The organism is Terrirhizobium terrae (genome assembly GCF_030323265.1).
Lineage (GTDB): Bacteria > Pseudomonadota > Alphaproteobacteria > Rhizobiales > Rhizobiaceae > Neorhizobium.
This window is the reverse complement of record NZ_CP104992.1, coordinates 2,866,256-2,890,861: the sequence shown is the minus strand read 5'-3', so window position 1 is coordinate 2,890,861 and position 24,606 is coordinate 2,866,256. Positions and strand designations below refer to the sequence as shown.

At 59.6% G+C, this 24,606-nt stretch carries 16 protein-coding genes, 1 tRNA gene, 7 pseudogenes and 1 riboswitch; of the genes and pseudogenes, 6 read left to right on the top strand and 18 right to left on the bottom strand.

Annotated features, from left to right (window positions below; genetic code table 11):
* Positions 1-166: 166 nt before the first annotated feature.
* Positions 167-742, top strand: a complete 576-nt coding sequence (locus tag N7E02_RS22065; RefSeq protein WP_286579744.1) for a LabA-like NYN domain-containing protein — start codon at positions 167-169, stop codon at positions 740-742.
* 70 nt (positions 743-812) lie between these two features.
* On the opposite strand, the gene N7E02_RS22060 is transcribed toward N7E02_RS22065, so the two are convergent.
* From N7E02_RS22060 to dapA, 3 genes and pseudogenes are all read right to left on the bottom strand, one after another.
* Positions 813-1,787 carry a lysylphosphatidylglycerol synthase transmembrane domain-containing protein gene (locus N7E02_RS22060; RefSeq protein WP_286579743.1) on the bottom strand — a complete coding sequence of 325 codons (975 nt, stop codon included), beginning with the start codon at positions 1,785-1,787 and terminating at the stop codon, positions 813-815.
* A gap of 80 nt (positions 1,788-1,867) precedes the next feature.
* Positions 1,868-2,344: an SsrA-binding protein SmpB gene (gene smpB / locus N7E02_RS22055; protein ID WP_286579742.1), complete on the bottom strand. Its 477-nt coding sequence runs from the start codon at positions 2,342-2,344 to the stop codon at positions 1,868-1,870.
* 112 nt (positions 2,345-2,456) lie between these two features.
* Positions 2,457-3,339 (bottom strand): annotated as a pseudogene (gene dapA, locus N7E02_RS22050) (4-hydroxy-tetrahydrodipicolinate synthase).
* A 227-nt stretch (positions 3,340-3,566) separates the two neighbouring features.
* Here dapA and N7E02_RS22045 point away from each other — a divergent pair.
* Positions 3,567-5,685, top strand: a pseudogene (locus tag N7E02_RS22045) (lytic transglycosylase domain-containing protein).
* Positions 5,686-5,954: 269 nt separating this feature from the next.
* Here N7E02_RS22045 and N7E02_RS22040 read toward each other — a convergent pair.
* The 12 genes and pseudogenes from N7E02_RS22040 to N7E02_RS21985 form a co-directional block, all read right to left on the bottom strand.
* Positions 5,955-7,018 (bottom strand): annotated as a pseudogene (locus tag N7E02_RS22040) (porin).
* 453 nt (positions 7,019-7,471) lie between these two features.
* Complete coding sequence (locus N7E02_RS22035) at positions 7,472-8,542, bottom strand: porin (RefSeq protein WP_286579741.1); 1,071 nt, start codon at positions 8,540-8,542, stop codon at positions 7,472-7,474.
* A 317-nt stretch (positions 8,543-8,859) separates the two neighbouring features.
* Positions 8,860-9,906: a porin gene (locus tag N7E02_RS22030; protein ID WP_286579739.1), complete on the bottom strand. Its 1,047-nt coding sequence runs from the start codon at positions 9,904-9,906 to the stop codon at positions 8,860-8,862.
* 787 nt (positions 9,907-10,693) lie between these two features.
* The gene (locus tag N7E02_RS22025; RefSeq protein WP_286579738.1) at positions 10,694-11,782 is read right to left on the bottom strand and encodes a porin; all 1,089 of its coding nucleotides are present in this window, start codon (positions 11,780-11,782) and stop codon (positions 10,694-10,696) included.
* Between the two features lie 615 nt (positions 11,783-12,397).
* On the bottom strand, positions 12,398-12,595 hold the full coding sequence (locus N7E02_RS22020; RefSeq protein WP_286579737.1) for a hypothetical protein: 198 nt from the start codon (positions 12,593-12,595) through the stop codon (positions 12,398-12,400).
* Between the two features lie 84 nt (positions 12,596-12,679).
* On the bottom strand, positions 12,680-13,663 hold the full coding sequence (gene nrdF, locus N7E02_RS22015; RefSeq protein WP_286579736.1) for a class 1b ribonucleoside-diphosphate reductase subunit beta: 984 nt from the start codon (positions 13,661-13,663) through the stop codon (positions 12,680-12,682).
* Positions 13,664-13,677: 14 nt separating this feature from the next.
* A pseudogene (nrdE, locus tag N7E02_RS22010) lies at positions 13,678-15,803 on the bottom strand (class 1b ribonucleoside-diphosphate reductase subunit alpha).
* A pseudogene (gene nrdI, locus N7E02_RS22005) lies at positions 15,800-16,223 on the bottom strand (class Ib ribonucleoside-diphosphate reductase assembly flavoprotein NrdI). The pseudogenes nrdE and nrdI overlap by 4 nt, the downstream one beginning before the upstream one ends.
* A 5-nt stretch (positions 16,224-16,228) precedes the next feature.
* On the bottom strand, positions 16,229-16,462 hold the full coding sequence (gene nrdH, locus N7E02_RS22000) for a glutaredoxin-like protein NrdH (protein ID WP_286579734.1): 234 nt from the start codon (positions 16,460-16,462) through the stop codon (positions 16,229-16,231).
* Positions 16,463-16,709: 247 nt separating this feature from the next.
* A riboswitch (cobalamin riboswitch) is annotated at positions 16,710-16,929 on the bottom strand.
* Between the two features lie 338 nt (positions 16,930-17,267).
* A tRNA-Ser gene (locus N7E02_RS21995) sits at positions 17,268-17,359 on the bottom strand.
* Positions 17,360-17,459: 100 nt separating this feature from the next.
* Positions 17,460-18,261, bottom strand: a pseudogene (locus tag N7E02_RS21990) (aldolase/citrate lyase family protein).
* A gap of 52 nt (positions 18,262-18,313) precedes the next feature.
* Positions 18,314-19,567, bottom strand: coding sequence for an NAD(P)/FAD-dependent oxidoreductase (locus N7E02_RS21985; RefSeq protein WP_374730652.1), 1,254 nt, complete (start codon positions 19,565-19,567; stop codon positions 18,314-18,316).
* 203 nt (positions 19,568-19,770) lie between these two features.
* Between N7E02_RS21985 and N7E02_RS21980 the strand changes: the two genes are divergently transcribed.
* Entirely contained in the window at positions 19,771-20,139 is a 369-nt protein-coding gene (locus N7E02_RS21980; protein WP_286579732.1) for a PilZ domain-containing protein, read from the top strand.
* Positions 20,140-20,162: 23 nt separating this feature from the next.
* Here N7E02_RS21980 and N7E02_RS30235 read toward each other — a convergent pair whose 3' ends face one another.
* A complete protein-coding gene (locus tag N7E02_RS30235) occupies positions 20,163-20,375 on the bottom strand; it encodes a sunset domain-containing protein (protein ID WP_445344460.1) in 213 nt (70 codons plus the stop codon).
* 281 nt (positions 20,376-20,656) lie between these two features.
* Here N7E02_RS30235 and N7E02_RS21975 point away from each other — a divergent pair, with 281 nt between their 5' ends.
* Positions 20,657-21,766, top strand: coding sequence for a pyridoxal phosphate-dependent aminotransferase (locus tag N7E02_RS21975; RefSeq protein WP_286579730.1), 1,110 nt, complete (start codon positions 20,657-20,659; stop codon positions 21,764-21,766).
* Between the two features lie 57 nt (positions 21,767-21,823).
* Here the strand turns inward: N7E02_RS21975 and N7E02_RS21970 are convergent, their stop codons facing one another.
* Positions 21,824-22,675 carry an SDR family oxidoreductase gene (locus tag N7E02_RS21970; protein WP_374730651.1) on the bottom strand — a complete coding sequence of 284 codons (852 nt, stop codon included), beginning with the start codon at positions 22,673-22,675 and terminating at the stop codon, positions 21,824-21,826.
* A 246-nt stretch (positions 22,676-22,921) separates the two neighbouring features.
* Here N7E02_RS21970 and N7E02_RS29880 point away from each other — a divergent pair, with 246 nt between their 5' ends.
* Positions 22,922-23,452, top strand: a complete 531-nt coding sequence (locus tag N7E02_RS29880) for a winged helix-turn-helix transcriptional regulator (protein ID WP_353622842.1) — start codon at positions 22,922-22,924, stop codon at positions 23,450-23,452.
* Between the two features lie 15 nt (positions 23,453-23,467).
* Here N7E02_RS29880 and N7E02_RS21960 read toward each other — a convergent pair whose 3' ends face one another.
* Positions 23,468-23,734 (bottom strand): SEL1-like repeat protein, encoded by a 267-nt coding sequence (locus N7E02_RS21960; protein ID WP_286579728.1) that lies wholly within the window; start codon positions 23,732-23,734, stop codon positions 23,468-23,470.
* A gap of 467 nt (positions 23,735-24,201) precedes the next feature.
* On the opposite strand from N7E02_RS21960, the pseudogene N7E02_RS21955 reads away from it, so the two are divergent.
* A pseudogene (locus N7E02_RS21955) lies at positions 24,202-24,539 on the top strand (DUF2147 domain-containing protein).
* The last annotated feature ends 67 nt before the right edge of the window (positions 24,540-24,606 follow it).

Here is a 24,606-nt window from a genome sequence, read left to right as displayed (position 1 = left end):
AAAGACGCACATTCTATCAAAGCGTGCTTGGCTTATCGCAGAATCGTGACATACATGACATGTATATGAATAGTTCTTAATGTAGAGAATTATTCCAGGTTGCCGACACAACCCTACGTTTTGTAAGAAGCGTCTGCACCAGAGACTGCAAAGGGATGGAGACAGAATGTTTGACCCAAGAGAGAAAATCGCTCTCTTCATAGACGGCGCCAACCTGTACGCCGCGTCGAAAAGCCTCGGCTTCGACATCGATTACAGGAAGCTCCTGAAGGCGTTCCAGAAGCGCGGCTATCTGCTGCGCGCCTACTATTACACGGCCCTCATCGAGGATCAGGAATACTCCTCCATCCGCCCCCTGATCGATTGGCTGGACTATAACGGCTACAAGGTCGTTACCAAGCCGGCGAAGGAATTCACCGACAGCCTCGGTCGCCGCAAGATCAAGGGCAATATGGATATCGAACTGGCCATCGATGCGATGGAACAGTCCGAAACCGTCGATCACCTCGTCATCTTCTCCGGCGACGGCGACTTCACCACGCTGGTGGAAGCGCTGCAGCGCCGCGGCCGCAAGGTTTCCGTCGTTTCGACCATGGCCACGCAGCCGCCGATGATCGCCGACGACCTGCGCCGCCAGGCAGACCATTTCATCGACCTCGTCTCGCTGAAGGCCGAGGTCGGACGCGACCCGAGCGAAAGGCCGGTACGCCCAGCCGAGCCGGCGGAACCTGCAGATACCTGATTGACGCAATGACATCGATGAAAAAAGGCGCCGGAGACGGCGCCTTTTTCATTTCCGCAACGGCTCTCCGTCAGGCCGGTTCGGCTGCGGCTCGCACATTCGGGCTGTTGCCGGCGCTGCCGCCGTTGCGACCCTTGCGAGCCTTAAACACCGCCTCCACGACAAGCGACAGCGGCAAGCCGATGAACAACGGGATGAAGAAATAGATGACCCGAAAGGCGACGAGCGAACCGATCGAGGCCTGATCGCCCATCACATGGCCGACAGTCGCCTCCAGCACGCCGAGACCGCCCGGCGCATGGGTGATGAGGATCGCGACATTGGCCAGCACGAAGGCGGTGGCCGCCTTGAGATAGCTGACATCGGCGCTGGCGGCCATGACCTCGCGCAGGCAGGCGGAGACGAGCGCGAAGTTGATCGTGCCGATGACGACCTGGGCGATGGCGATCCTCAGCGTCGGCATCTGGAAGGTCCAGCTGCGGATTTTCAATGGTGTCCGCAGGAAGGCGGCCAGCGACAGGTAGAGCGCGGTGGCAGCCAGGCATCCGGCGCCGACGCCGATCACGGCCGTTTCACTCATCCGCAGGACACCGGCGGCATCCTGCGGATTGATGATCATGACGATGCCGGCAAGCACGGCCATGCCGATGCCGACGGTTACGCCGGAGAGAAGCACGATCTTGGCCACATCCTCCGTGCTCATGCCCCAATGGGCATAATAGCGATAGCGCAACGCGCCACTGCTCAGGCCCGACAAGCCGACGCTCTGGCCGATCGAAAGGGCGATGAAGGAAGCGAGCGCGATCTTCGGGTAAGGCAGGTCGTTCTTCACGTACCGGACGCCGCACCAGTCGAAGCCGGTGAGGCAGAGATAGGAGCCGAAAGCGAAGAGCAGCGCGAGTGCCAGATTGGCGAGCGGGATATCGCGGACGGACTGGAGGATTTCGGAGGGCGAATGCTCGCGGAATACCTGGTAGAGAAGATAGGCCGCAAGGCCAAAGCCCACGACCAGCATCGCATAGGTAAAGATCTGCTTTTTCGTCATCGTCCGTTCGCCCGCATTAAGGTGAAATCAAACGGTGATGAGGGGAATTTTGTTCCGGAATGGGAGAGTCTCGCGAGACCTCAGCCCGTCTTCAGCAACCGCGACTTCTGGCGGTTCCAGTCGCGTTCCTTCTCGGTCTCGCGCTTGTCGTGCAGCTTCTTGCCCTTGGCGAGTGCCAGTTCCAGCTTCGCCCTACCCTTGTCGTTGAAGTAGATCTTCAACGGCACGAGCGTCATGCCTTCGCGGTTGATGCTGTTGCGCAGGCGGTTGATCTCGCGCTTTGACAGAAGCAGCTTGCGGCGGCGGCGGGGCTCGTGGTTGAAGCGGTTAGCCTGCAGATATTCCGGCAGATGGCTGTTGATCAGCCAGATTTCCTCGCCTTCATCGGAGGCGTAGGATTCGGCGATATTGGCCTTGCCCTCGCGCAGAGACTTGACCTCGGTGCCGGTCAGCACCAAGCCTGCCTCATAGGTATCGACGATTTCGTAGTTGAAACGGGCCTTGCGGTTTTCCGCCACGACCTTGTTCACCACGCGCTGGCTGCCTTTGGGTGCCATTCTCTTCTTCCGTACGCCCCTATCTAACGATTATTCCCCGCCTGCGGGCCGCAGACGGGGTTTGATGAGGCTTATGTAATGCGGCAGAGGCCGAAAGTGAAGCTTGGCCGCTTCAGTTCAGCAAGCCCGCATGGCGGAGTGCTGCGTCCATTGCTGCTTCGGTCGCAGGCTCGAGCGTCGACATCAGCGGCGAGCGCACCGTGCGGTTCATGCCACGCAGCTTGTGCAGACCATACTTGGCGCCGCAGAGGCCGGGCTCCATGAAGATTGCCTTGTGGAGCGGCATCAGGCGGTCCTGATATTCGAGCGCCTTGGCAAAATCGCCGGCGGCCGCTGCTGCCTGGAATTCGGCGCAGAGGCGCGGCGCGACATTGGCGGTGACCGAGATGCAGCCGACGCCGCCATGTGCGTTGAAGCCGAGGGCGGTCGCATCCTCACCCGAGAGCTGGACGAAATCCTTGCCGCAGGCGATGCGCTGCTCGGAAACGCGCTCGATCTTGCCGGTGGCATCCTTCACGCCAACGATGTTCTTATGCGCCTTGACCAGCGCGCCCATCGTATCCGGTGTCATGTCGATCACCGACCGCGGCGGGATGTTGTAGATGATGATCGGCAGCGAGGTCGCATCGGCAATCGCGGAAAAATGCGCGAAGAGGCCCTTCTGGGTCGGCTTGTTGTAATAGGGCGTGACGACCAGCAGCGCATCGGCGCCCGCTTCTTCGGCATGCTGGGCAAGCTCGATTGCTTCACGGGTATTGTTGGAGCCGGCGCCGGCGATGACGGGCACGCGCTTATTCGCAACCTCAATGCAGAGTTCCACCACCCGCTTGTGCTCGTCATGGGAAAGCGTGGGGATTCGCCCGTGGTGCCGACCGGAACGAGACCGCTGCTCCCCTCGGCGATCAGCCAGTCGACATGCGCGGCAAACGCCTTTTCGTCGACGGCCCCTCCTGGTCAAAAGGGGTGACGAGTGCGGGGATGGATCCCTTGAACATGCATAAACTCCCATGGCCGCAGTCCACGCTTCGGCCGCAATCAATAGATAAGGTTGCGCACCATAAAGCGGTGTCAGATCGCCGACAAGCGCAAAGCTCACGGGTTTATGATCACGCTCACGTGCCGAAAATGCACCATTGCTGAAATGTGGTAAGGTTCCGTTAACTAAGGCGGAGCGTAATGGGGGAGCCCGATAGGGGTTAATGTCTTTCTCGCGAGTTGCCGGATGAAGAAGCCAGCGCTGGTCCTCACTTTGGGATTGGGTGCAGCATGCATAGCGAGCCTGGCCTCGGCGGCCGGCGACGGCATCGTGCCGCTGCCTTTCGCACGGCCGGACGCGCCTGCCAGCGTGCCTATGCCGATCCAGCCTCCCCACAATTCACACGCCCACCCGGCCACGCCCGTGCCGGCTGCAATGCCGGTGCCGGATATAACCGGCTCCATTCCGCGCATCGACAGGCCGCTTGCCTCGACCGCGCTGAAATCCGGCCTCGATGCCCTGTCCGACAATGACGCCGACGAAGCGCTTGCGGTGCGCAACCAGCTTCCCATGGGCTCGATCGACCGGCGCATCCTCACCTGGGCGATCGCCAATTCCGGCCTCCGGGACGTGCCCTATCGCGAGATCGCGGCAGCACAGCAGGAACTGACCGGCTGGCCCGGGCTCGGCGGACTGCGGGAGAAGGAAGAGCGGGCGCTCTACCGCGAAAACCCGCCGGCTGCGGCCGTGCTGTCGGCGCTTGGCCCGTATAAGCCGCAGACGCCGGAAGGCGCGGTCATCCTTGCACGGGCGCAGGTTGCAAGCGGCCGCGCCGCGGATGCCGCTAAGACGATCCGCGGGCTTTGGACCTCGGACGCGCTGGATATTTCGACCGAAGACAAGGTGATGGCGGAGTTCGGCAGCCTGCTCGGCGCCGCCGATCACAAGTCGCGCATGGACTATCTCATGTATCGCGGCCGGACCGCGCAAGCGAAACGCTTCTCCGGCTTCGGCAATGCCCAGTCGCTCTACAAGGCCTGGACTGCGGTGGCGGGGGCGCGCGCAATGCCAGCGCGCTGATCGATGCCGTGGATAAATCATGGGCGAGCGACCCGGCCTATCTGTTCATCCGCATCGAATATGCCCGCCGCCTCGACAAATACGAGGAAGCGGCGAAGCTTCTTGAGAAAGTACCGCGCGACCCGGCCAAGCTGATCAATTCCACGGAATGGTGGAACGAGCGGCGTATCGTCGCCCGTGGGTTGGCGGATCAGGGTGACTTCAAGGCTGCCTACCGGCTGGTTGCCGCCCATGTGGCGCAGACCTCCGTCGACAAGGCGGATGCGGAATTCCACGCCGGCTGGTATGCGCTGCGCGCCCTGCATGACCCGACCACAGCCGAGACGCATTTCCGAAAGATACAGGAGGCGTCCAGCCGACCGCTTTCGGCTTCCCGCGCGCTCTACTGGCTCGGCCGCTCGGCGGAGGCCGGCGGTCCGGGCCAGGCGCGGTCCTTCTATGAATCCGCCGCCCGCTATTCCGGCACGTTCTATGGCCAGCTCGCGGCGGCAAAACTCGGCAAGTCGACGCTCGACGTCAGCTACCCCTCCCCTCGGCGGCGGACAGGCAGCGGTTCGAGAACCGCGACGTGGTGCGCGCCATCGCGCGGCTCGACGCCGTCGGTCACGACCGACGCGCGGCAGCACTTTATGCGGCGCTCGCCGAGCAGATCGACAGCCCCGGTGAACTGGCGCTCCTGACGGCGCGTGCCGAGGCTCAAGGTGACCATGCTCTATCCCTGAGGATCGGCAAGTCTGCTTTTTCGCGCGGTGTCGACGTGGCCGCCCTCGCTTATCCGATCGGCGTGATCCCTGCCGGCGCCAATATCGCCGGATCTGGCAAGGCACTCGCCTATTCGATCGCGCGCCAGGAAAGCGCCTTCAATCCGGCAGCCGTCTCGCCCGCAAATGCCCGCGGCCTGCTGCAGCTTCTTCCGGGAACGGCAAAGGGCGTCGCCAAGCGTCACGGCATGAGCTTCAAGGCCGACATGCTGACCAGCGACGCAGGCTATAACGCGACACTCGGCGCCCATTATCTCGGCGAGCAGATCGACACGTTCGGCGGCTCCTACGTACTGACCTTCATCGCCTATAATGCGGGGCCGAAGCGGGTGCCGGAATGGATCGCGCGCTATGGCGATCCGCGTGGGAAATCGCTCGACGAAGTGATCGACTGGGTCGAGCGCATCCCCTTCCCTGAGACGCGCAACTATGTGCAGCGCGTTCTGGAGAATTATCAGGTCTACAAAACCCGGCTCGGGCAGAAGTCCGATATCGTTTCGGACCTTCGATACGGGCGCCAATAGGCCGGCGAAGACACAGCGTTCTTTTGTGCGTGGCAACGGCTCCCTTGCGATTGAAGGGCGCGAAGCTCAGGCGCGACCACTTGAAAAACGCCAATCCCATATATCCGCGATAGGATGAGGCGCGCCTCAACGGCAAGAGCTTCGGGCGTGCCTACGCCATTTTTTCGTATGTATCTGCCGCGCTCCACGGCTGAAGATCGAACCAGCAGGCCAAATGCAAGAAAGGCCCGGCAATGCCGGGCCTTTCCAGAATAATCCTCGGATAAGGATTAGAACGTGCGCTGGAAGCGCAGCATGCCCGAGAAAGCGTCGTCGTTGACGGTCGCGGTATCCCAGTTCGTGTAGGCGATTTCCGGCTGGATCAGGAGGCCCGAAACCGGGGTCCACTGAAGGTTAGCCGCTGCAGAGAATACGTCGATGTCGGCGTAGGAAACCTGCACGTTGGCAGCCAGCGTGTCGGAGAACTTGTAGCCGGCACCAGCCCACAGAGCATAATCGCCCCAGCCTTCGCCGTCCGTACCGGAAACTTCCGGAGCGTAGTCGTTAAAGCTGTCGCCGTCGGTGTTCCAGCCGCCCATGACGAAGGCGTTGAACGCGCCGAAGTTACCGGAGATCTTGGCCTTGATGGCGCCTTCTTCCATCGACTCGTCATAACCGCCGGTCAGGCCGATCATGAGGGTGCCGGTGTCGTACTTAACGCCGCCCGATACGTTGACCCAGTCACTTGCGTGACCCGGGACGTCGTTATCGTTCTCGCCGTCGTCCTCGAGAGCGACGAATGCCGAGAAGCCGTTGCCGGCGTCGTAGGTGTAGGAGAGCTGGTTAACTTCGCTCGGGCCGTAGTTGATGACGTCGTCGTTTTCGACGTCGCCAGCGTAGTTGATGAAGGATTCATAGAGGAATCCTGCAGACCGGCGGTGAAGCCGCCGAGGCTGATGGTGGCCTGCATCAGACGGGTACGGGTGTTTTCCTCGTAACCGCTGGCCGGGTTGTGCGGATCATAGTCGAAGCGAGCGACGATGCTCGTCTTCAGGGCGCCCCACTCGGTGTCCGAAGCGGAATCGAGGTAAATCTCAGCGCGGGTGTTGGTGTAGGTGCCGTCGGCATCCGCATCGTAGACGCTGCCGTACATGGCGTCGAAGCGGACGCGGCCGCCGACCTTGAGGCACGTCTCGGTGCCTGGAATGTAGAAATAACCCGTACCGAAGGCGTCGCAAACGCGAACGTATTCCATCGGCTCCGGCTCAGCGGCTACGATTGCGTCAGCGGCTTGAGCTCCGGAAACAGCGGCAAGCGCTGCGGCCGAACCAAGAAGAAGGCTCTTCATGTTCATAAAATTCTCCAATCGACATTGATTGGGTGTGCCTCGGCTAATGGCCAAGTGAGGTAACCCGTAGGAAGAAATGCTCGGGGTCTCTGCCTCGACATTTCGAGTCTCAATTTAGCTCCTGATGACAAATATAACAGATACAATGAGCCTGGCGCTGAGGCCGGTGGCGCAATCTGCGACCGCGTGTTGCAGACTTTCCTCACTCGATCACGAGGGCGTGTTCGCAAATAAAGGGACCGTTAACGCATTAGCCCTGACGCGTGCTGCCGCAATGCAAGAGTGCTCACCTGGATTAAAGGCAACGGCGCGGAGCCAGCCGAAATCGACGCGTAAACGGACATGAAGAGCAGAGACGCTCCACTTGGGAAGTCCGGCTTTTCCGCGAGCATGTGCGGGACCGCCAATACAAAAAGGCCCGGCGATGCCGGGCCTTTCCGATTAATCCTTTTACAAGGATTAGAAGGTGCGCTGAATGCGAACCATGCCAGACCACATGTCTTCATCAGCAACAGCGTTGTCGATGTTCGTGTAGGCAACTTCCGGCTGGATCAGGAAGCCAGAAACCGGCGTCCACTGAACGTTTGCAGCAGCCGAGAACACGTCGTTGTCGGTGTATGCAACCTGCATGTTGGCAGCAACGGTGTCGGTGAACTTGTAGCCAGCGCCACCCCACAGAGCCCAGTCGCCCCAGCCGATGGTCGTGCCGGTGCCGTAGCTGCTGCCCGGAGCGTAGGAGTTGACGGAGTCGCCGTCAGTGTTCCAGCCACCCATGACGAATGCCGAGAACGCGCCGAACTTGCCGCCGAGGCGAGCCTTGATCGCGCCTTCTTCAGCCGATTCGTCGTAACCAGCGGTTACGCCAGCCATGAACGTGCCGTTGTCGAACTTCAGACCGCCGGCTACGTCAACCCAGTCGCTGGCGTGGCCAGGTACGTCGTTGTCGTTAACGCCATCGTCTTCAAGAGCGACGAAAGCGGAGAAGCCGTTGCCACCCTTGTAGGTGTAGGCAACCTGGTTGCGCTCGCTCGGGCCGTAGTTGACGACGTCGTCAGCGATGACGTTGCCAGCGTAGCCGATGAAGGATTCATAGAGCGAATCCTGCAGACCAACGGTGAAGCCGCCGAGTTCGATCGTGGCAACCATCAGACGGGTACGGGTGTTTTCTTCGTAGCCGTTGCCCGGGTTGTGCGGGTTGTAGTCGAAGCGAGCCGTCATGTTCGTCTTAAGAGTGCCCCACTCGGTGTCCGAGGCAGACGACATGTAGATTTCGGCGCGGGTGTTGGTGTAGGTGCCGTCGTTGTCAACGTTGTAGACATCGCCGTACTGAGCGTCAAAACGAACGCGGCCACCAACCTTGAGGCAGGTTTCCGTGCCCGGGATGTAGAAGTAGCCCGTGCCGAACGCGTCACAGACGCGTACGTATTCCATCGGCTCCGGCTCGGCAGCAACGATGGCGTCGGCAGCCTGAGCGCCGGATACTGCTGCGAGAGCTGCAGCGGAGCCGAGAAGAAGGCTCTTGATGTTCATAGAATTCTCCAATCGAACTTCGTGAGGCGAACCACGGGCTAGATCGCCGGGTCAACCAAAAACAGAAAGCCGAAGCAAGGTAATCTCGGCTTCGGGCGGAAACTATGCGGCACCTCTGACCGCCGCAAGCGGAGGCGGCTACGCAAATCGCTTATGACAGCACAACGAGCATGGGCTGTTGCAAAGACAGCGCAGTTTATGACTGGAGAATGACATATGCGCACGCAGAAGAAGCGCGACAACGAGGGGCACATCCCTTGCGCGCACAAAAAAGGCCCGGCAATGCCGGGCCTTTCCAAAAGTGATTCCCTGAGGAATTAGAAGGTGCGCTGAATGCGAACCAGACCACCGAACTGGTCGCCGCCGTCTTCCCAATCCGTGTAGGAGAGTTCCGGCTGGATCAGGAGACCGGAAACCGGGGTCCACTGAACGTTACCCGTAACAGCCCAGGTACCGAAGTCGGTTACAGAACCCTGGATGTTGGCAGCGATCTTGTCCGAGAACTTGTAACCAGCGCCAGCCCAGAGAGCCCAGTCACCCCAAGGATTGCCCTGGCTGTCGCCCGGTGCGTACTTGTTGAGGGTATCGCCGTCGGTGTTCCAGCCGCCGAGGATGAAGGCGGAGAATGCGCCGAAGGTGCCGCCGATGCGAGCCTTGATCGCGCCTTCTTCAACCGATTCGTCGTAACCACCGACGAGGCCAGCCATGAAGGTGCCGTTGTCGTACTTGACACCAGCGGTTACGTCGACCCAGTCGCTTGCCGGACCCGGGATGTCGTCGTCGTTCACGCCGTCGTCTTCAACAGCGACGTAGGCGCCGAAGCCGTTGCCGGCGTCGAATACGTAGGCGATCTGGTTCAGTTCGAACGGACCGTAGGAGATCACGTCGTCGTTGATGACGTCGCCGGCGTAGTTGATGAACGAAGAGTAGTAGGAGTCAGCGAGACCGACGAGGAAGCCGCCGAGCTGGATGTTGGCGCCGATCAGACGGGTACGGGTGTTTTCTTCGTAGCCGTTGCCCGGGTTATGCGGGTTGTAGTCAAAACGAGCGACGATGCTCGTCTTCAGAGCGCCCCACTCGGTGTCCGAAGCGGAATCGAGGTAGATTTCAGCGCGGGTGTTGGTGAAGGTGCCGTCTTCGTTGTCGTAGACGTCGCCGTACCAAGCGTCGAAGCGAACGCGACCGCCAACCTTAAGGCAGGTTTCGGTGCCCGGGATGTAGAAATAGCCAGTGCCGAAAGCGTCGCAAACGCGAACGTATTCCATGGGCTCCGGCTCAGCAGCGACGATAGCGTCGGCAGCCTGGGCGCCGGATACTGCTGCCAGGGCAGCAGCGGAGCCGAGAAGAAGGCTCTTAATGTTCATTTTTGACCTCCAGTCAAAGTTAAAGGGATTTGGCTCAGCTTTGCCAGCGCTCCCCGAACCACATCCACGAACTAAGAAAACCGACGCAAACGCCGCGCTTCCGAAAATGAAGCTATCGGGGCGGAGCAATTGTGACAAGAATGTCAACACGCATTGCGCGCGGTTCATGCGTAGTTTCTTGCAAAGTGTTGCAATCTTTCCGCTATCAACCATTGCGTGGGGTGTTTTCGTTTACGCTTCCTTTACGAATGAAGGCCCGCACGCCAATCCGTTTCATACCAGCGCATCCGGCGCACCGAATCGGTTCACGACACAACCGGAGATTCATGCAGGTCAATGAATGAGCATTTGCTCAAGCATTAGTCAGACGCCGCTTTTTCAACCCTGAGATGGGCCGCTACGCATCCGCCATGGGCTGGCACCGCACATCTCGAGGTTTGTAATCTGAGCCCCACGACATCGCACCGCCAGTCGCCCTTGGCCACGCGATATGTCTCAAGACATCCAATAGAAGCAGACCCCGCGGAAAGAGATAGCCTCCAAGAACGAGGGCGCCTGTTTTGCGTAGATGCAGAGGCCGACGGCGGACTGCCGCAAGCGCCAGGCGATTAAACATCGTGCGCAGGATTGAAGGCGCAAGATCGCCATTATGAAGACTGCCGCATCTCCCCATCGGCCGCTCCACATGACAGGAGGCCAAGCAAAAAGAGCGGCAACCTCATCCGCCATCCACAAACGCAAAAAGGCCCGGCAATGCCGGGCCTTTCCACAATAATTCCTTGCGGAATTAGAACGTGCGCTGCAGGCGGATCATACCACCCCACTGGTCTTCGTCGATCGTGCCGTGATCTACGCTCGTGTAGGAGACTTCCGGCTGGATCAGGAGGCCCGAAACCGGGGTCCACTTGACGTTGGCAGTTGCTGCGAGCGTCTTGTTGTCGGTGTAGGCAACCTGCAGGTTACCCTTGACAGCGTCCGTGAACTGGTAGCCGAGGCCACCCCAGACAGCCCAGTCACCCCAGCCGATTACGCCGGTAGAAGCTGCAGAGTAACCGTAACGGCTACCCGGAGCGAACTTGTTGACGGTGTCGCCGTCGGTGTTCCAGCCACCCATGATGAAGGCGGAGAGAGCGCCGAACTTGCCGCCGAGGCGAGCCTTGATCGCGCCTTCTTCAGCCGATTCGTCGTAACCACCGACGAGGCCAGCCATGAAGGTGCCGTTGTCGAACTTGACACCAGCAGTTACGTCGACCCAGTCGCTCGCGCCGCCCGGTGCGTCGTTGTCGTTAACGCCGTCGTCTTCAACAGCGACGTAGGCGCCGAAGCCGTTGCCAGCGTCGTAAACGTAGGCAACCTGGTTCAGTTCGAAGGAGCCGTAGGAAACCACGTCGTCGTTGATGACGTCGCCGGCATAGCCGATGAACGAGGAGTAGTAGGAGTCAGCGAGACCGACGAGGAAGCCGCCGAGCTGGATGTTGGCGCCGATCAGACGGGTACGGGTGTTTTCTTCGTAGCCATTGCCCGGGTTGTGCGGGTTGTAGTCGAAGCGAGCCGTCATGTTGGTCTTCAGCGCACCCCATTCGGTGTCGGAAGCCGTCGACATGTAGATTTCAGCGCGGGTGTTGGTGAAGGTGCCTTCGCCAGTCGGGGAAACGTTGTAAACATCACCGTACTTGGCGTCGAAGCGAACGCGACCGCCGATCTTGAGGCAGGTTTCGGTGCCCGGGATGTAGAAATAGCCAGTGCCGAAAGCGTCGCAAACGCGAACGTATTCCATGGGCTCAGGCTCAGCAGCAACGATAGCGTCGGCAGCCTGGGCGCCAGATACTGCTGCGAGGGCAGCAGCGGAGCCGAGAAGAAGGCTCTTAATGTTCATTTTTGACCTCCAGTCAAAGTTTAATTCGAGGTTGGGTTTCTTTGCCCAGAGGCGTTTGTTCCCTGCCCATCCCCACGACTTTGAAAACTGACGAACCACCGCCGTTTCCGAGGCCGAAAATACAAAAGGCGACTGATCATGCAATCGTGAAGTAGTAGTCCGCATCAATGTCCAACCTGCTTATGAAATTCATGTTGCGGAAAAGACACAAAGCGGTCGTCGCCGATCTGTAAAATTTTACCTTCCGTTAAGAAAGCGCTTAATAAGCAGCGATTTAGACATTTGCCGGCAATCCGATATGGCAAGTGTATTCCGTTGCAAAAACACAACAACGCCATGGCCGGCAATCTTTGAGGGAACGGTCGACCCGCAGCGCAAACAGCAGTAGGTGATGGCGGACTGGAAATTCGACCACAAGAGATCTTGAGACCGGCACCGCGCTTCCAGAGTTAGACTGGCCGTCGCGGAGCGAGCGTCGATTCGCTTCGGATGCATCGAATGACATTGAATTTCTGGCCCATAAGACGGCCGACTATTGGGGGGCAGAGCGAGTGGTAGACACATCGTCTGCAGGGACGGCAATCAGACCGAACACAGCCGGATTTTCCTCTCCCCTCAAGACGAGAAACGCACGCGTGCCTCGGCGATGCATTCGGCAAGCAGATCCTCGTTTGGGGAGCTGCTGCGTTTATTTATAATGAGGATCAGAAGCTCCCGCTCGGTCACTGCGTTTTGCTTGAACCAAGCTGCTTCAGTGATTTCGATAAAAACATCCCTGATAAGCAGCCGGTCCCCTTCACTCAAATCCTTCATCGGCCCTATTCGCCCATATCGCGGCATTGGAGGCCGACGTAAGGAATTCGGCCTCCAAGCTCCAACCTCAAAGGGCCTCCGATATCAGAAATCCCAGTCCTCGTCTTCGGTCGCCACGGCCTTGCCGATGACATAGGACGATCCCGACCCGGAAAAGAAGTCATGGTTTTCATCCGCGTTTGGCGATAGCGCCGACAGGATCGCGGGATTGACCTTGCAGGCGTCTGCAGGAAACAACGCCTCGTAGCCAAGGTTCATCAACGCCTTGTTGGCGTTGTAATGGAGGAATTTCTTGACGTCCTCGGTCAACCCGACGCCGTCATAAAGCGCCTCGGTATATTTCGCTTCGTTGTCGTAGAGCTCAAGAAGAAGGTCGAAGGTGAAATCCTTGATCTCCTGACGCTTCTGTTCCGGCAAGCGCTCAACCGCGCGTTGGAACTTGTAGCCGATGTAATAGCCATGCACCGCTTCGTCGCGAATGATCAGGCGAATCATGTCGGCCGTGTTGGTAAGCCTCGCGCGGCTTGACCAATACATTGGCAGATAGAAGCCGGAGTAAAACAGGAAGCTTTCGAGAAAAACCGAGGCAACCTTCTTCTTCAGCGGATCGCCAGAGGCATACTGCTCCATGATGATCTGCGACTTCCTCTGCAGGAACTCGTTTTCCTCCGACCAGCGATAGGCGTCGTCGACGTCGGGCGTCAGGCAGAGCGTCGAAAAGATCGACGAATAGGAGCGTGCGTGGACAGCCTCCATGAAGGAGATGTTGGAGAGCACGGCCTCCTCATGCGGCGTGGCAGCATCCGCCATCAGCTTCACCGAACCGACACCGTTCTGGATCGTGTCGAGCAGCGTCAAGCCGGTGAACACACGAATCGTCAACTGCTGCTCTTCCGGCTTCAAGGTTGCCCATGACTGGATATCGTTCGACAGCGGCACCTTTTCAGGAAGCCAGAAGTTACCGGTCAGTCGGTTCCAGACCTCAAGGTCCTTGTCGTCCTCGATGCGGTTCCAGTTGATCGCGCGGATGGCGGCTGCGGCCTTCGGGTCTTTTATCTTTATGTTCATGTCGGTCACCGGAGTTAGAGCGCACACGATACGCAACCCTGCACTTCCGTGCCGGTCAGCGCCATCTGGCGGAGGCGGATGTAGTAGATGGTCTTGATGCCCTTCTTCCAGGCGTAGATCTGGGCGCGGTTGATGTCCCGGGTGGTTGCGGTGTCGCGGAAGAATAGCGTCAGCGACAGGCCCTGGTCGACATGCTGGGTAGCCGCCGCATAGGTGTCGATGATCTTCTCGGGGCCGATCTCGTAAGCATCCTGATAGTAGTCGAGATTGTCGTTGGTCATGAAGGCGGCCGGATAATAGACGCGGCCGATCTTGCCTTCCTTGCGGATCTCGATCTTGGACACGATCGGATGGATCGAGGAGGTCGAATGGTTGATGTAGGAGATCGAGCCGGTCGGCGGCACGGCCTGCAGGTTCTGGTTATAGAGCCCGCCTTCCATGACTTCGGCTTTCAGCTGCCGCCAATCGTCCTGCGTCGGGATGTGGATCCCGGCCGTCTCGAACAATTCGGCGACGCGCTCGGTCGCGGGCAGCCATTCGGCTTCTGTATATTTGTCGAAATACTCGCCCGATGCGTATTTCGAGTGTTCAAACCCCTTGAAGCTCCGGCCCTTTTCGACCGCTAGCCGGTTTGAGGCGCGCACGGCGTGATAGGCGACCGTGTAGAAATAGATATTGGTGAAATCGACGCCTTCCTCAGAACCGTAGAAGATGCGCTCGCGGGCGAGATAGCCGTGCAGGTTCATCTGGCCGAGGCCGATCGCGTGGCTGTCGTCATTGCCCTTGGCGACGGATGGCACCGAAGTGATGTTGCTCATCTCGGAAACGGCCGTCAGCGCCCGGATCGAGGTTTCGATCGTCTGGCCGAAATCGGCGCTGTCCATGGCGGCTGCAATATTCAGGGAGCCGAGGTTGCAGGAAATGTCCTTACCCATTTTCGAGTAGGACAGGTCGTCGTCGAACTCGCTCGCTTCGCTGACCTGCAGGATTTCCGAGCAGAGATTGCTCATGCTGATGCGGCCGGCGATCGGGTTCGCCCGGTTCACCGTGTCTTCGAACATGATGTAGGGATAACCGCTTTCGAACTGTATCTCGGCGATCACCTGGAAGAATTCGCGCGCCTTGATCTTCTTCTTCCGGATGCGGCCATCCTCAACCATCTCGTGGTATTTTTCGGTGACGGAGATCTCGGTGAACGGCACGCCATAAACCCGTTCCACGTCATGCGGCGAGAACAGATACATGTCGGCGTTTTCGCGCGCGAGCTCGAACGTGATGTCGGGAACGACGACGCCGAGCGACAGCGTCTTGATGCGGATCTTCTCGTCGGCATTCTCACGCTTGGTATCGAGGAAACGCATAATGTCGGGATGGTGGGCATTCAGATAGACGGCCCCTGCCCCTGACGCGCGCCGAGCTGATTGGCGTAGGAGAAGCTATCTTCCAAGAGCTTCATCACGGGAATGACGCCGGACGACTGGTTCTCGATCTGCTTGATCGGAGCGCCCATCTCGCGCAGGTTGGTCAGTGAAAGCGCCACGCCACCGCCACGCTTGGACAGTTGCAGCGCCGAATTGATCGAGCGACCGATGCTCTCCATGTTGTCTTCGACGCGCAGGAGGAAGCAGGAAACGAGCTCGCCGCGCTGTTTCTTGCCGGCATTGAGGAAGGTCGGCGTTGCCGGCTGGAAACGACCGGCAATGATCTCGTCGACTAGATCACGGGCAAGCGTCTCGTTTCCGCGCGCAAGCGCCAGCGCGACCATGCAGACCCGATCCTCGTAGCGTTCGAGGTAACGCTTTCCGTCGAAGGTCTTCAGCGTGTAGCTGGTGTAATATTTGAACGCTCCGAGGAAGGTCGGGAAACGGAACTTCTTGTCATAGGCGTGATCGAACAGGTCGCGGACGAAGTTGAACGAATACTGGTCTAGCACCTCCTGTTCATAGTAGCCCTCGGTGACGAGATAATCGAGCTTTTCGCGAAGGTTATGGAAGAAGACCGTGTTCTGGTTCACGTGCTGCAGAAAATACTGCCTCGCCGCCAGCCGGTCCTTGTCGAGCTGGATCTTTCCGTGCTCGTCATAGAGGTTCAGCATGGCGTTGAGCGCATGGTAATCCAGCGCGGATTCCGATGTCTTCATCGGAGTTTCGAAGGTTGTCGCGTCCAAAATCGTTCCAATCCGTTAGTGACATTGGCGACGTCTTCCTCGGTGCCCAGAAGCTCGAACCGGTAGAGGTAAGGCACCTGGCACTTCTGCGAGATGATGTCGCCGGCGATCCCGAAGGTCGCGCCGAAATTGCTGTTGCCCGCAGCAATCACGCCGCGGATGTTGGATCGGTTGCCCGCCTCATTGAGAAAGCGGATCACCTGTTTCGGAACTGCACCCCTGACACCCCTGGCCCCCGTCACCGCAATAGGTCGGGACGATAAGAATGAAAGGATCCTGCGCCTGAAGCGTCTCGTCGCCGCCAATCGGGATGCGCCGGGCCGCGAGGCCCAGCTTTTTGACGAAACGGTGGGTGTTCTCGGACTTGGTGGAGAAATAGACGAGCCCGCCCATCGCCCTCAGGCCATGGCGGGCGAAAGGGTACCGATCATGTCCGGACGGAAACCAGCCCAGTGCTGCTCTCCGGCAACGACCACCGGCACCTGGCGATAGCCGAGACCCTGGACGAGTTCATAGGCGGCCGCATCTGTGGAAACGTCGATCACGTTATAATCGATGCCCTGACGGTCGAGGGCGCGAGTGGTCGCAGTGCATTGGACGCAGGCGGGCTTGCTGTAGACGGTAATGGTCATTGGTTATCCTCGTGTGGAACAGGCGTGCAAAAGCGATCGGACATCCGCCGATGTCCGGGCAAAGGAACTGAAATGAAAGACAGACGCGAGCGGTTGCCGGACGCTAGACGTCCGTCATTCGCGTTGACGTATCTGGATACTCGAACTCATAAGACTTCACCCCGAAGTGGCTCATGCGGACTGTTCGGGGAAGCGCGCGCGCGGAAACATCCCGCACACATACGCGACCTTCCGGACACCCCGCCCGTGGACGTTTCGTTTTGAGGCAGGTCTCCTGGCTCACGGGTCGTCGCATCCGATCTGCCTTCCCAATGCGTTGCTGCATCAGTGGACCGTCGATCGCATGCTAACCGCTCACAGTTGCGGGGGCAGCTGCGGCATTGATCCGCCCATCATGGGCTTTTCGCACCGCATTCCCATCTTAGCTCCCGACTCGAATCGGAAGAACCTCGAACACAAGATATAGTAGACGAGGTGAAAAATTCGTCAACGGGTGCCCAGGGTTATCCTCAGCTTCCGCAAGAAAGCTGTATGAGGGCCGGGTTGTCTTCGGCGCCTCCCCGGGGAAGTCGTACACCCGGGCCTCCTTCGTCACGTCTATGACGTCGAAAGCGCTGTCCAGCAAGACGTGGACGGTTGTGTCGGGGTCCAGATCGACAGCGCAATGGCCGAAAGGTCAGAACGATATTCAGGAAAAGTGGATAAAGCTCGCTCCAAACGTCGCGCAAGCTATGGCCGAACACTGGAAAGGTCGAGTCCAACGGTTCAACATCGAAATTAAGGAATTTGATGAGGGAGCATATGATGGCGGAGAGGAAGGGATTCTGAACCCTCGATACGCTTTTGACGTATACTCCCTTAGCAGGGGAGCGCCTTCGACCACTCGGCCACCTCTCCGGTCCGGCCTGATTATTGCGAAAGATTCCCGAAGGCAAGGTCTTTTAGAAAAAGAAAGCCCCTGCCCACGATGTTTGTCGGGAAAGGTTGTTGGCGCGCTTCAGTAGCCCGCTCCAGAAGGCCCTGCCCCGGCCCCGCGGCCATAGCGACCCGCCAGAGCCCTCAAGGCCGAGCCCAGTTCGTTAACGTCGGCACCGACCGCAACGAACGTTGCGCCGAGGTCCAGATAACGACGATTGAGCGTCTCGCTGAAGGTCAGAATACCGGCGGGCTTACCGGCAGCGATGATCTCGGCCGATCGCACCCTCGATCACTTCCTGGACTTCCGGCGCCTCGATCCGGCCAATGAAGCCCATGTCGGCGGAAAGGTCGGCCGGGCCGATGAAGATACCATCGATTCCATCGACGGCGGCGATCGCCTCGAGATTGGCGATCGCCGTCTTCGTCTCCGCCTGAACGAGGAGGCAAATCTCGTCGTCGGCGGTTTGCGCATAGTCGGGGATCGCGTTGAAACCGGATGCTCTGGCGACGGCAGCACCGAGACCGCGGCTGCCGCGCGGGGGATAGCGAACGGCCTGAACCAGAGCCTCAGCCTGCTCAACCGTATCGACCATGGGGATCAGCAGCGTGCGTGCGCCCAGATCAAGCAATTGCTTGATGAACCAGTTTTCGCCGGAAGGAGGACGCACGACCGGCTCGGAAGCGGACGGGGCAATGGCGCGCATCTGGTCGATAATGCTGCGCAGGTCGTTGGGGCCATGCTCCGCATCGATAACGAGCCAGTCGAAGCCGGCACCGGCGGCGAGTTCGGCCGGCAGCGCCTCTCCGGTGTTCAGCCAGAGGCCGATCTGCGGGCGACCGGCCTTGAGGGCAGCCTTGAACGCGTTCTTCGGTGCGGGCATGTCTTCTTCTATCCTCTTTCCATTCTCATGTTCTCGGGAGTTCGTGCGGCCGTCAGACGAGCAGCTGCTTGAGATCGGCCGCCGGATCCGCCAGCACGGACTTGTCCGGATTGATACCGGTTTCCAGCATCTTCTTGCCCGTGACATAGGCCTTGGCGTCGTTGATGGCATCGACGGCGATCAGCCTGCCCTCACGAAAATACCAGACCGACACGCTGCCTTCGCGAGCGCCGGGTCGCACCAGCGTTTCGTCATAGCCGAGATTGAAGCCGGCGATCTGCAGCTTGACGTCATACTGATCGGACCAGAACCATGGCTTCGGTTCGTAAGGCTCACTTCCGCCAGCAAGCGTGGCAGCCACCGATTCGGCCTGGTCGACGGCGTTCTGCACCGATTCCAGCCGAATACGGCCACCCTGCCAGGGCAGCATGGCGCAATCACCCATGGCAAAGATTGCGGGATCGGAGGTGCGGGCGAACTCATCGACGGTGATGCCATTGCCGACTTCGAGGCCGCAATCCTGCGCCAACTGGTCGTTCGCCGTCACGCCGATACCGACGATGACGAAATCGACATCGATCACCGTTCCGTCCGAAAGCTCGGCTGCACGAACCTTGCCATCCTCGCCGATCAGGCGGGTCAGGCCGGTTTTCTCGCGGATCACCACGCCGCGCGCATCGTGGATGGCGCGCATGATGTCGGCGGTATCCTTGGATGCGACACGCGCAAGGATGCGATCGGCCATTTCGATAAGCGTAACTTCGAGACCGAGATGGCGCGCCACGGCCGCGGCCTCCAGACCGATGTAACCGCCGCCTATAATAAGAAGTCGGCGGCCGGCCTTCATCTCTTCGGCAAGCCTGTCGGCATCGCGCTTGTCGCGCACGGTGAAAACGCCATCGAGATCACCGCCGATGCTGGCAGGAAGCGTCCTCGGCGTCGAGCCGGTGGTCAGCGCCAGCGTTTCGTAATCCAGCGTCGAGCCGTCCTGCATGCGGATGCGTTTGGCCTCCCGGTCGATTTCCTCGACATAGGTTGCGAGCCTGATCTCGACGTCGTTCTCGGAAAACCAGGTGTCCGGCCGGAAGGTCAGCCGGTCGAAGCTCATTTCACCGAGAAGATATTTCTTCGACAGCGGCGGCCGCTGATAGGGAATGACCTCTTCCGAGCCGATCATCGTGATCGGACGCGTATCCTTCAAAGCCCGCAACTTGGCGGCCAGCGCAAACCCCGCCTGCCCTGCCCCGACGATAACCAGCCTGCCTGCCACGTGACACTCCCATTCCAAACTCACTCCCACCGGCATAGCACCGATCGGGAGGTTTGAAGGGGTATCGCCGCGACGCCGAACCGTCAACAACGCGACATCTCTGCTGGATGTCGTCTACGCGTCCCATTTGAGCTACGCCAAAATGTCGCGGCTCGATAAAAATTTACCAATCCGTTTCAGAATGCGTCAGCGGAGGAAGGAATAAAGTCACATCCATGGGAGAGAAAGAGGAGGAAAAAATGGCCCCGGCATTGCAGAAGACCGATACCGAAACAGACCCCAAGACGGGAGCAGCCGCCGAGCGCCGGTTCGAAAAGTTCACGATCGATCGCCCCGGCAAGGTCGTGCTCGTCGGCCACCACCTCAGCACCACGACCTCGATCCGCTGCCTCATTCGCACGATTTCGCTTCAGGGCGCCGAACTGGATGTCAGCCCGCATGTGCCGGTGCCGACGAACTTCTTCCTCAACATTCTCGGGATTCGCGACGATATCGGCTGCACGGTCGTCTCACGCGAGGAGGAGAAGGTGACGGTCAGCTTCAACATGCTGATCGACGCGGAATTCCTTCATCACGTCATCCGACTAAGTTTCGAGACGAGCCATTAAGCGGGCAGGACAAGCCGAATGCCCTATGTCCGCGAGCGTCGCCAGCCGGCGGCGCGAGCCTCCGCTTCGGTGCAGAACCATCGCTCGCCGTATTGAAAGCTGATCCTGGTATCGTCGTAATAAGTCTGTCCCGGGACGTGGTAGATTCTCTCGCCGGTATTGATGGAGACATTGCCCTTTATACGGCAGGAGGAGCTGACATTCGGCTTAATGTATTTCGCGGCGACAGGAAGCACCGTATGCCCCCGGTTGCCATGAACGCGGCCAGACTTGCACCAATCACGATAAGCGGAAACTTACTCATCGTCTGATCTTACAGGCAGATGCTTGCTCTATGATTTTCACATTCGTTAAAGTTGCATCATCCTTGATTTGCACTCACTGAATTTGTCGACTGTCTCACAAGGCATCGTGAGCGAAAAAGCTTTTGCCGGTCGAACCGAGAAGGAAAAGGCCGCACTTGCACTGCGGCCAAAGCTTTCTATTGTGTGCCGGCTTTCAACCGGACACGCCTGCCATGCCTGCATTTTCCCGTTTCACCCCACTTATCGCCTCCCTCCCCTCGACCGTTCCCTTCGTCGGCCCCGAAGCGCTGGAACGCAGCAGCGGTTCTCCCGTCAAGGCGCGGATCGGCGCGAACGAAAACGGTTTCGGCCCCGCGCCTTCGGTGATCGCGGCGATGGCGGAAGCGTCGACGGGAACCTGGAAATACGCGGATCCGGAAAATTTCGATCTGAAGGCGGCGCTGGCGGTGCATCTTGGATGTCGGCCGGGAAATCTTGCGATCGGCGAAGGCATAGACAGCCTTCTCGGCCAGATCGTTCGGTTGGTCATCGATCCGGGCCTGCCGGTCGTGACCTCGTTCGGCGCCTATCCGACCTTCAACTTCCATGTCGTCGGCCATGGCGGCCGGCTGGTGACGGTGCCTTACGTCAACGACCGCGAGGATCTCAACGGATTGCTCGATGCCGTGCGCCGGGAAAACCCGCCGCTGGTCTATTTCGCCAATCCGGACAATCCGATGGGCAGCTGGTGGGATGCCGACAGCATCGTCTCCTTCGCCAAGGCCCTGCCGGAGACGACGCTGCTGATTCTCGACGAGGCCTATTGCGAAACCGGACCGGCCGGTGCCATGCCGTCGATCGACGCGCTGATCGACATGCCGAACGTCATCCGCACCCGCACCTTCTCCAAGGCCTACGGGCTTGCCGGCGCGCGCGTCGGCTATGCGATCAGCACGGAAGGCACGGCAAAGGCCTTCGACAAGATCCGCAACCATTTCGGCATGAACCGCGTCGCCGTCGCGGCGGCAACCGCTGCCATGAAGGACCAGGCCTATCTCACGGACGTCGTCGGCAGGATCCAGGCGTCGCGCGACCGGATCGCCGCGATTGCCTCGGTGAACGGACTGCAGGCCCTGCCGTCTGCCACCAATTTCGTCGCCGTCGACTGCGGGCGCGACGCGGTTTACGCGCGCGCCATCGTCGATGGCCTGTTGAAGCACGGTGTCTTCATCCGCATGCCGGGCGTCGCACCTCTCAACCGCTGCATCCGCGTCAGCGCCGGACCGGAAGCAGACATGGCGCTTCTCGAAGCGGCCCTGCCCCAGGTACTGAAGTCGCTCTAAGGATAAAGGCCGGGCACATAAGCGCCCGGCCTCTTTCGTTCCGTGGCAGTTCTGCCGTCAGACGACGCCGCCATTGGTGTAGAGCGTCTGGCCGTTGACCCACCAGCCGTCCGGGCTGCAGAGGAAGGCGACGGTGGCGGCGATATCCGTCGGTTCGCCGATGCGGCCATGCGGGGTGCGCTGGGCAAAGCCCGCGACCTGCTCGTCCGTCTTGCCATCGAGGAAGAGCGAGGTTGCGACGAGGCCCGGCGCGATCGCATTGACGGAAATCTTCCGGCCGGAAAGTTCCTTGGCCAGGATGTTGGCGTAGATTTCCATCGCGCCCTTGCTCGCGGCATAGGGGCCGTAGGTCGGAGAGCGCAGCTGCACGATGCTCGACGAGGTGGCGACGATGCGGCCGCCGTCACGCAGACGCCTTGCCGCTTCGCGCAGCGTGTTGAAGCTGCCCTTCACATTGGTATCGACCATCACGTCGAAAGCCTCGTCGGTCATCTCGCCGAAGGGTGCGAGGTTCATGACGCCGGCATTAGCGACGGCGACATCGATGCCTCCGAAATTCTGCTCGGCCACATCAAATAGGCGACGCACGGCGGCCGGATCGCGGATATCGGCCTGTTCCCAGACGGCCTGACCACCCTCTGCCTCGATGTCACGGACGACGCCGGCTGCGAGATCCCGGTTGACCCGGCAGTTGACGACCACCTTGAAGCCATCCCTGGCGAGGCGCTTCGCCGTCGCAGCACCGATGCCGCGTGAGGAGCCGGTGACGATCGCGACCTTATCCACCGTCTCGAACTGTTGAGCCCGCGCGGTGCCGGCGGAAGCAGCCGCGACGACGGCCGGAGCGATTGCGGCGGCCGAAAGAACCGTCCTGCGCGAGAGAACCGATTTCTGAGTCTTATCGTCCATCATTACCTTCCCTGGTGTTTTTCAAGAACAGCCGCCACCGTTCCGGCGGAAAGGGTTCCCGCCGGTGCGTGACGCCTGCATTTTTCGTGTTTGCCGCGCTCGATGAGCCGACCCTGTACTTCTCGCCTGTTTTTCGTGAGAGACAGTACGCACAAACTATTGTTGACTAACTCTCCTACGGAAAGTAGGCACTTCGAAGTATCGTACTTACCTGCGGGGAAGAAATGGGAAAACCGAACGAGATCCGTGTTCACGCCCGAGGAACTTTTTCGTGCGCAATCCTACAAGGCGCGCGATTACCCCAAGAATGTCGATCCCGGCGTCGAGGATATGGTTCGGGGAATGATCTCCGGATTTGCCGACAAGTGGACCGTCGTGATCCTCGATACCCTCTGGGATGAAGGCACGCTGCGCTTTTCCGAACTGGCGCGCCATGTCGAGGGCATCAGCCAGAAGATGCTGACCCAGACGCTGCGCCGGATGGAGCGCGACGGGCTGGTCATCCGCACACTCTATCCTTCCGTCCCGCCGAAGGTCGAATACAGACTGTCGCCGCTCGGCCTCACACTCGGCGCCGCCTTCTGCAACGTCTGGATCTGGGGGTGGAGAATTACGATGCGGTCCGCGCCGCGCGCGAAGAGTTCGATCGCAAGGACTAAAAGCAAAAGACCGCGCCGGCCTTGTTTCTGCCGGTCGCGGTCTCGAATTGTCGTCACGCCCGGTCGGACGCGCGCTTCCTCTTTGATTGGCTTTCCGCTCTCTTTTCGGAGCGGATGAATAGTCACTGCGTGCTCAGTGCACGGTCATCCATTCGCGGGCGGCGCGCAGCGCCTCCGCCAGCTGCATCTTGCTCATCGTCTGGGCGAGATCGGCGCGCAACTCGGCGGCGCGGTCGGAGCCCTTGATCGCGGCAATGTTCAGCCACTTGTGGGCGGACACGAGGTCGACATCGACCCCGCGGCCCGTTGCATACATCAGACCCATGTCGCAGAGAGCTTCTGCGCGGGCATCGCCACCCATGGTGGCCATTTCAGTCATCGAAATTTCAAAGCGTGCCATCGGTTTTGATCCCTGTTTAAGACTTGTTCTTCTGCCCTGTTCATCTCCCTTGGGACCACCGTCTAACGCGGTTTGTTTCAGTCCTTCGGGTCGGCGGTTATTCCGCTCGTTTGATGAGCCCAATGTGCCGCAAAGGTTCGAAAATCCCGCTAAAAAGAATGCTTAACTTGCGGAAAACAAAGTTCAAATGCTTCGTAAATTTGAGTTTTCGTTAAGCACCACGTCCCCTGCCTGTTAAGGGTTTTGCGAACTTGTTCACGAAACATTAGGATTTGGATCTAAACCCTTTGTTCAGCATGTTTTTCGCTTCATTTGCTGCTGCCGTTTAAATTGCCGGGCATTTCCGTCGCCAAAGTAAGGCTCGACCACCTTTACCTTTACGTGCAGGTAAGCTAGCGTTCGCGTAGCCACCTTCTCGGGAGGACGGTGGCCATATCGACGTGTTTTGGATCTGAGGAGGAGATCTCATGAAAATGACACTGGCCGCCGTGGCGCTGTTGCTGACAAGCGCGGTTGGGGCGCTTGCGGCCGAGCCGATCGAGGGAGCTGGAAGACCCAGAGCGGCGCGACCGCCGAAATCGGCAAATGCGGCTCCGCCTATTGCGTGACGCTGAAGAGCGGCAAGCATGCGGGCAAACAGATCGGCCGCATGTCCGGCAGCGGCGACAGCTATTCGGGCGAGATCACCGACCCGGAAACCGACAAGACCTATAGCGGCTCGGGAGAAGTGACCGGCAACGCCCTGAAGATGAAGGGCTGCGTGTTGAAGGTTCTCTGCAAGTCGCAGACCTGGACACGGCTCTAGGCCGCATATGGCGGGCGGTTTGCCCGCCATATATACCGTCCCACGCGTCGCGCCCGACGGTCGCCGT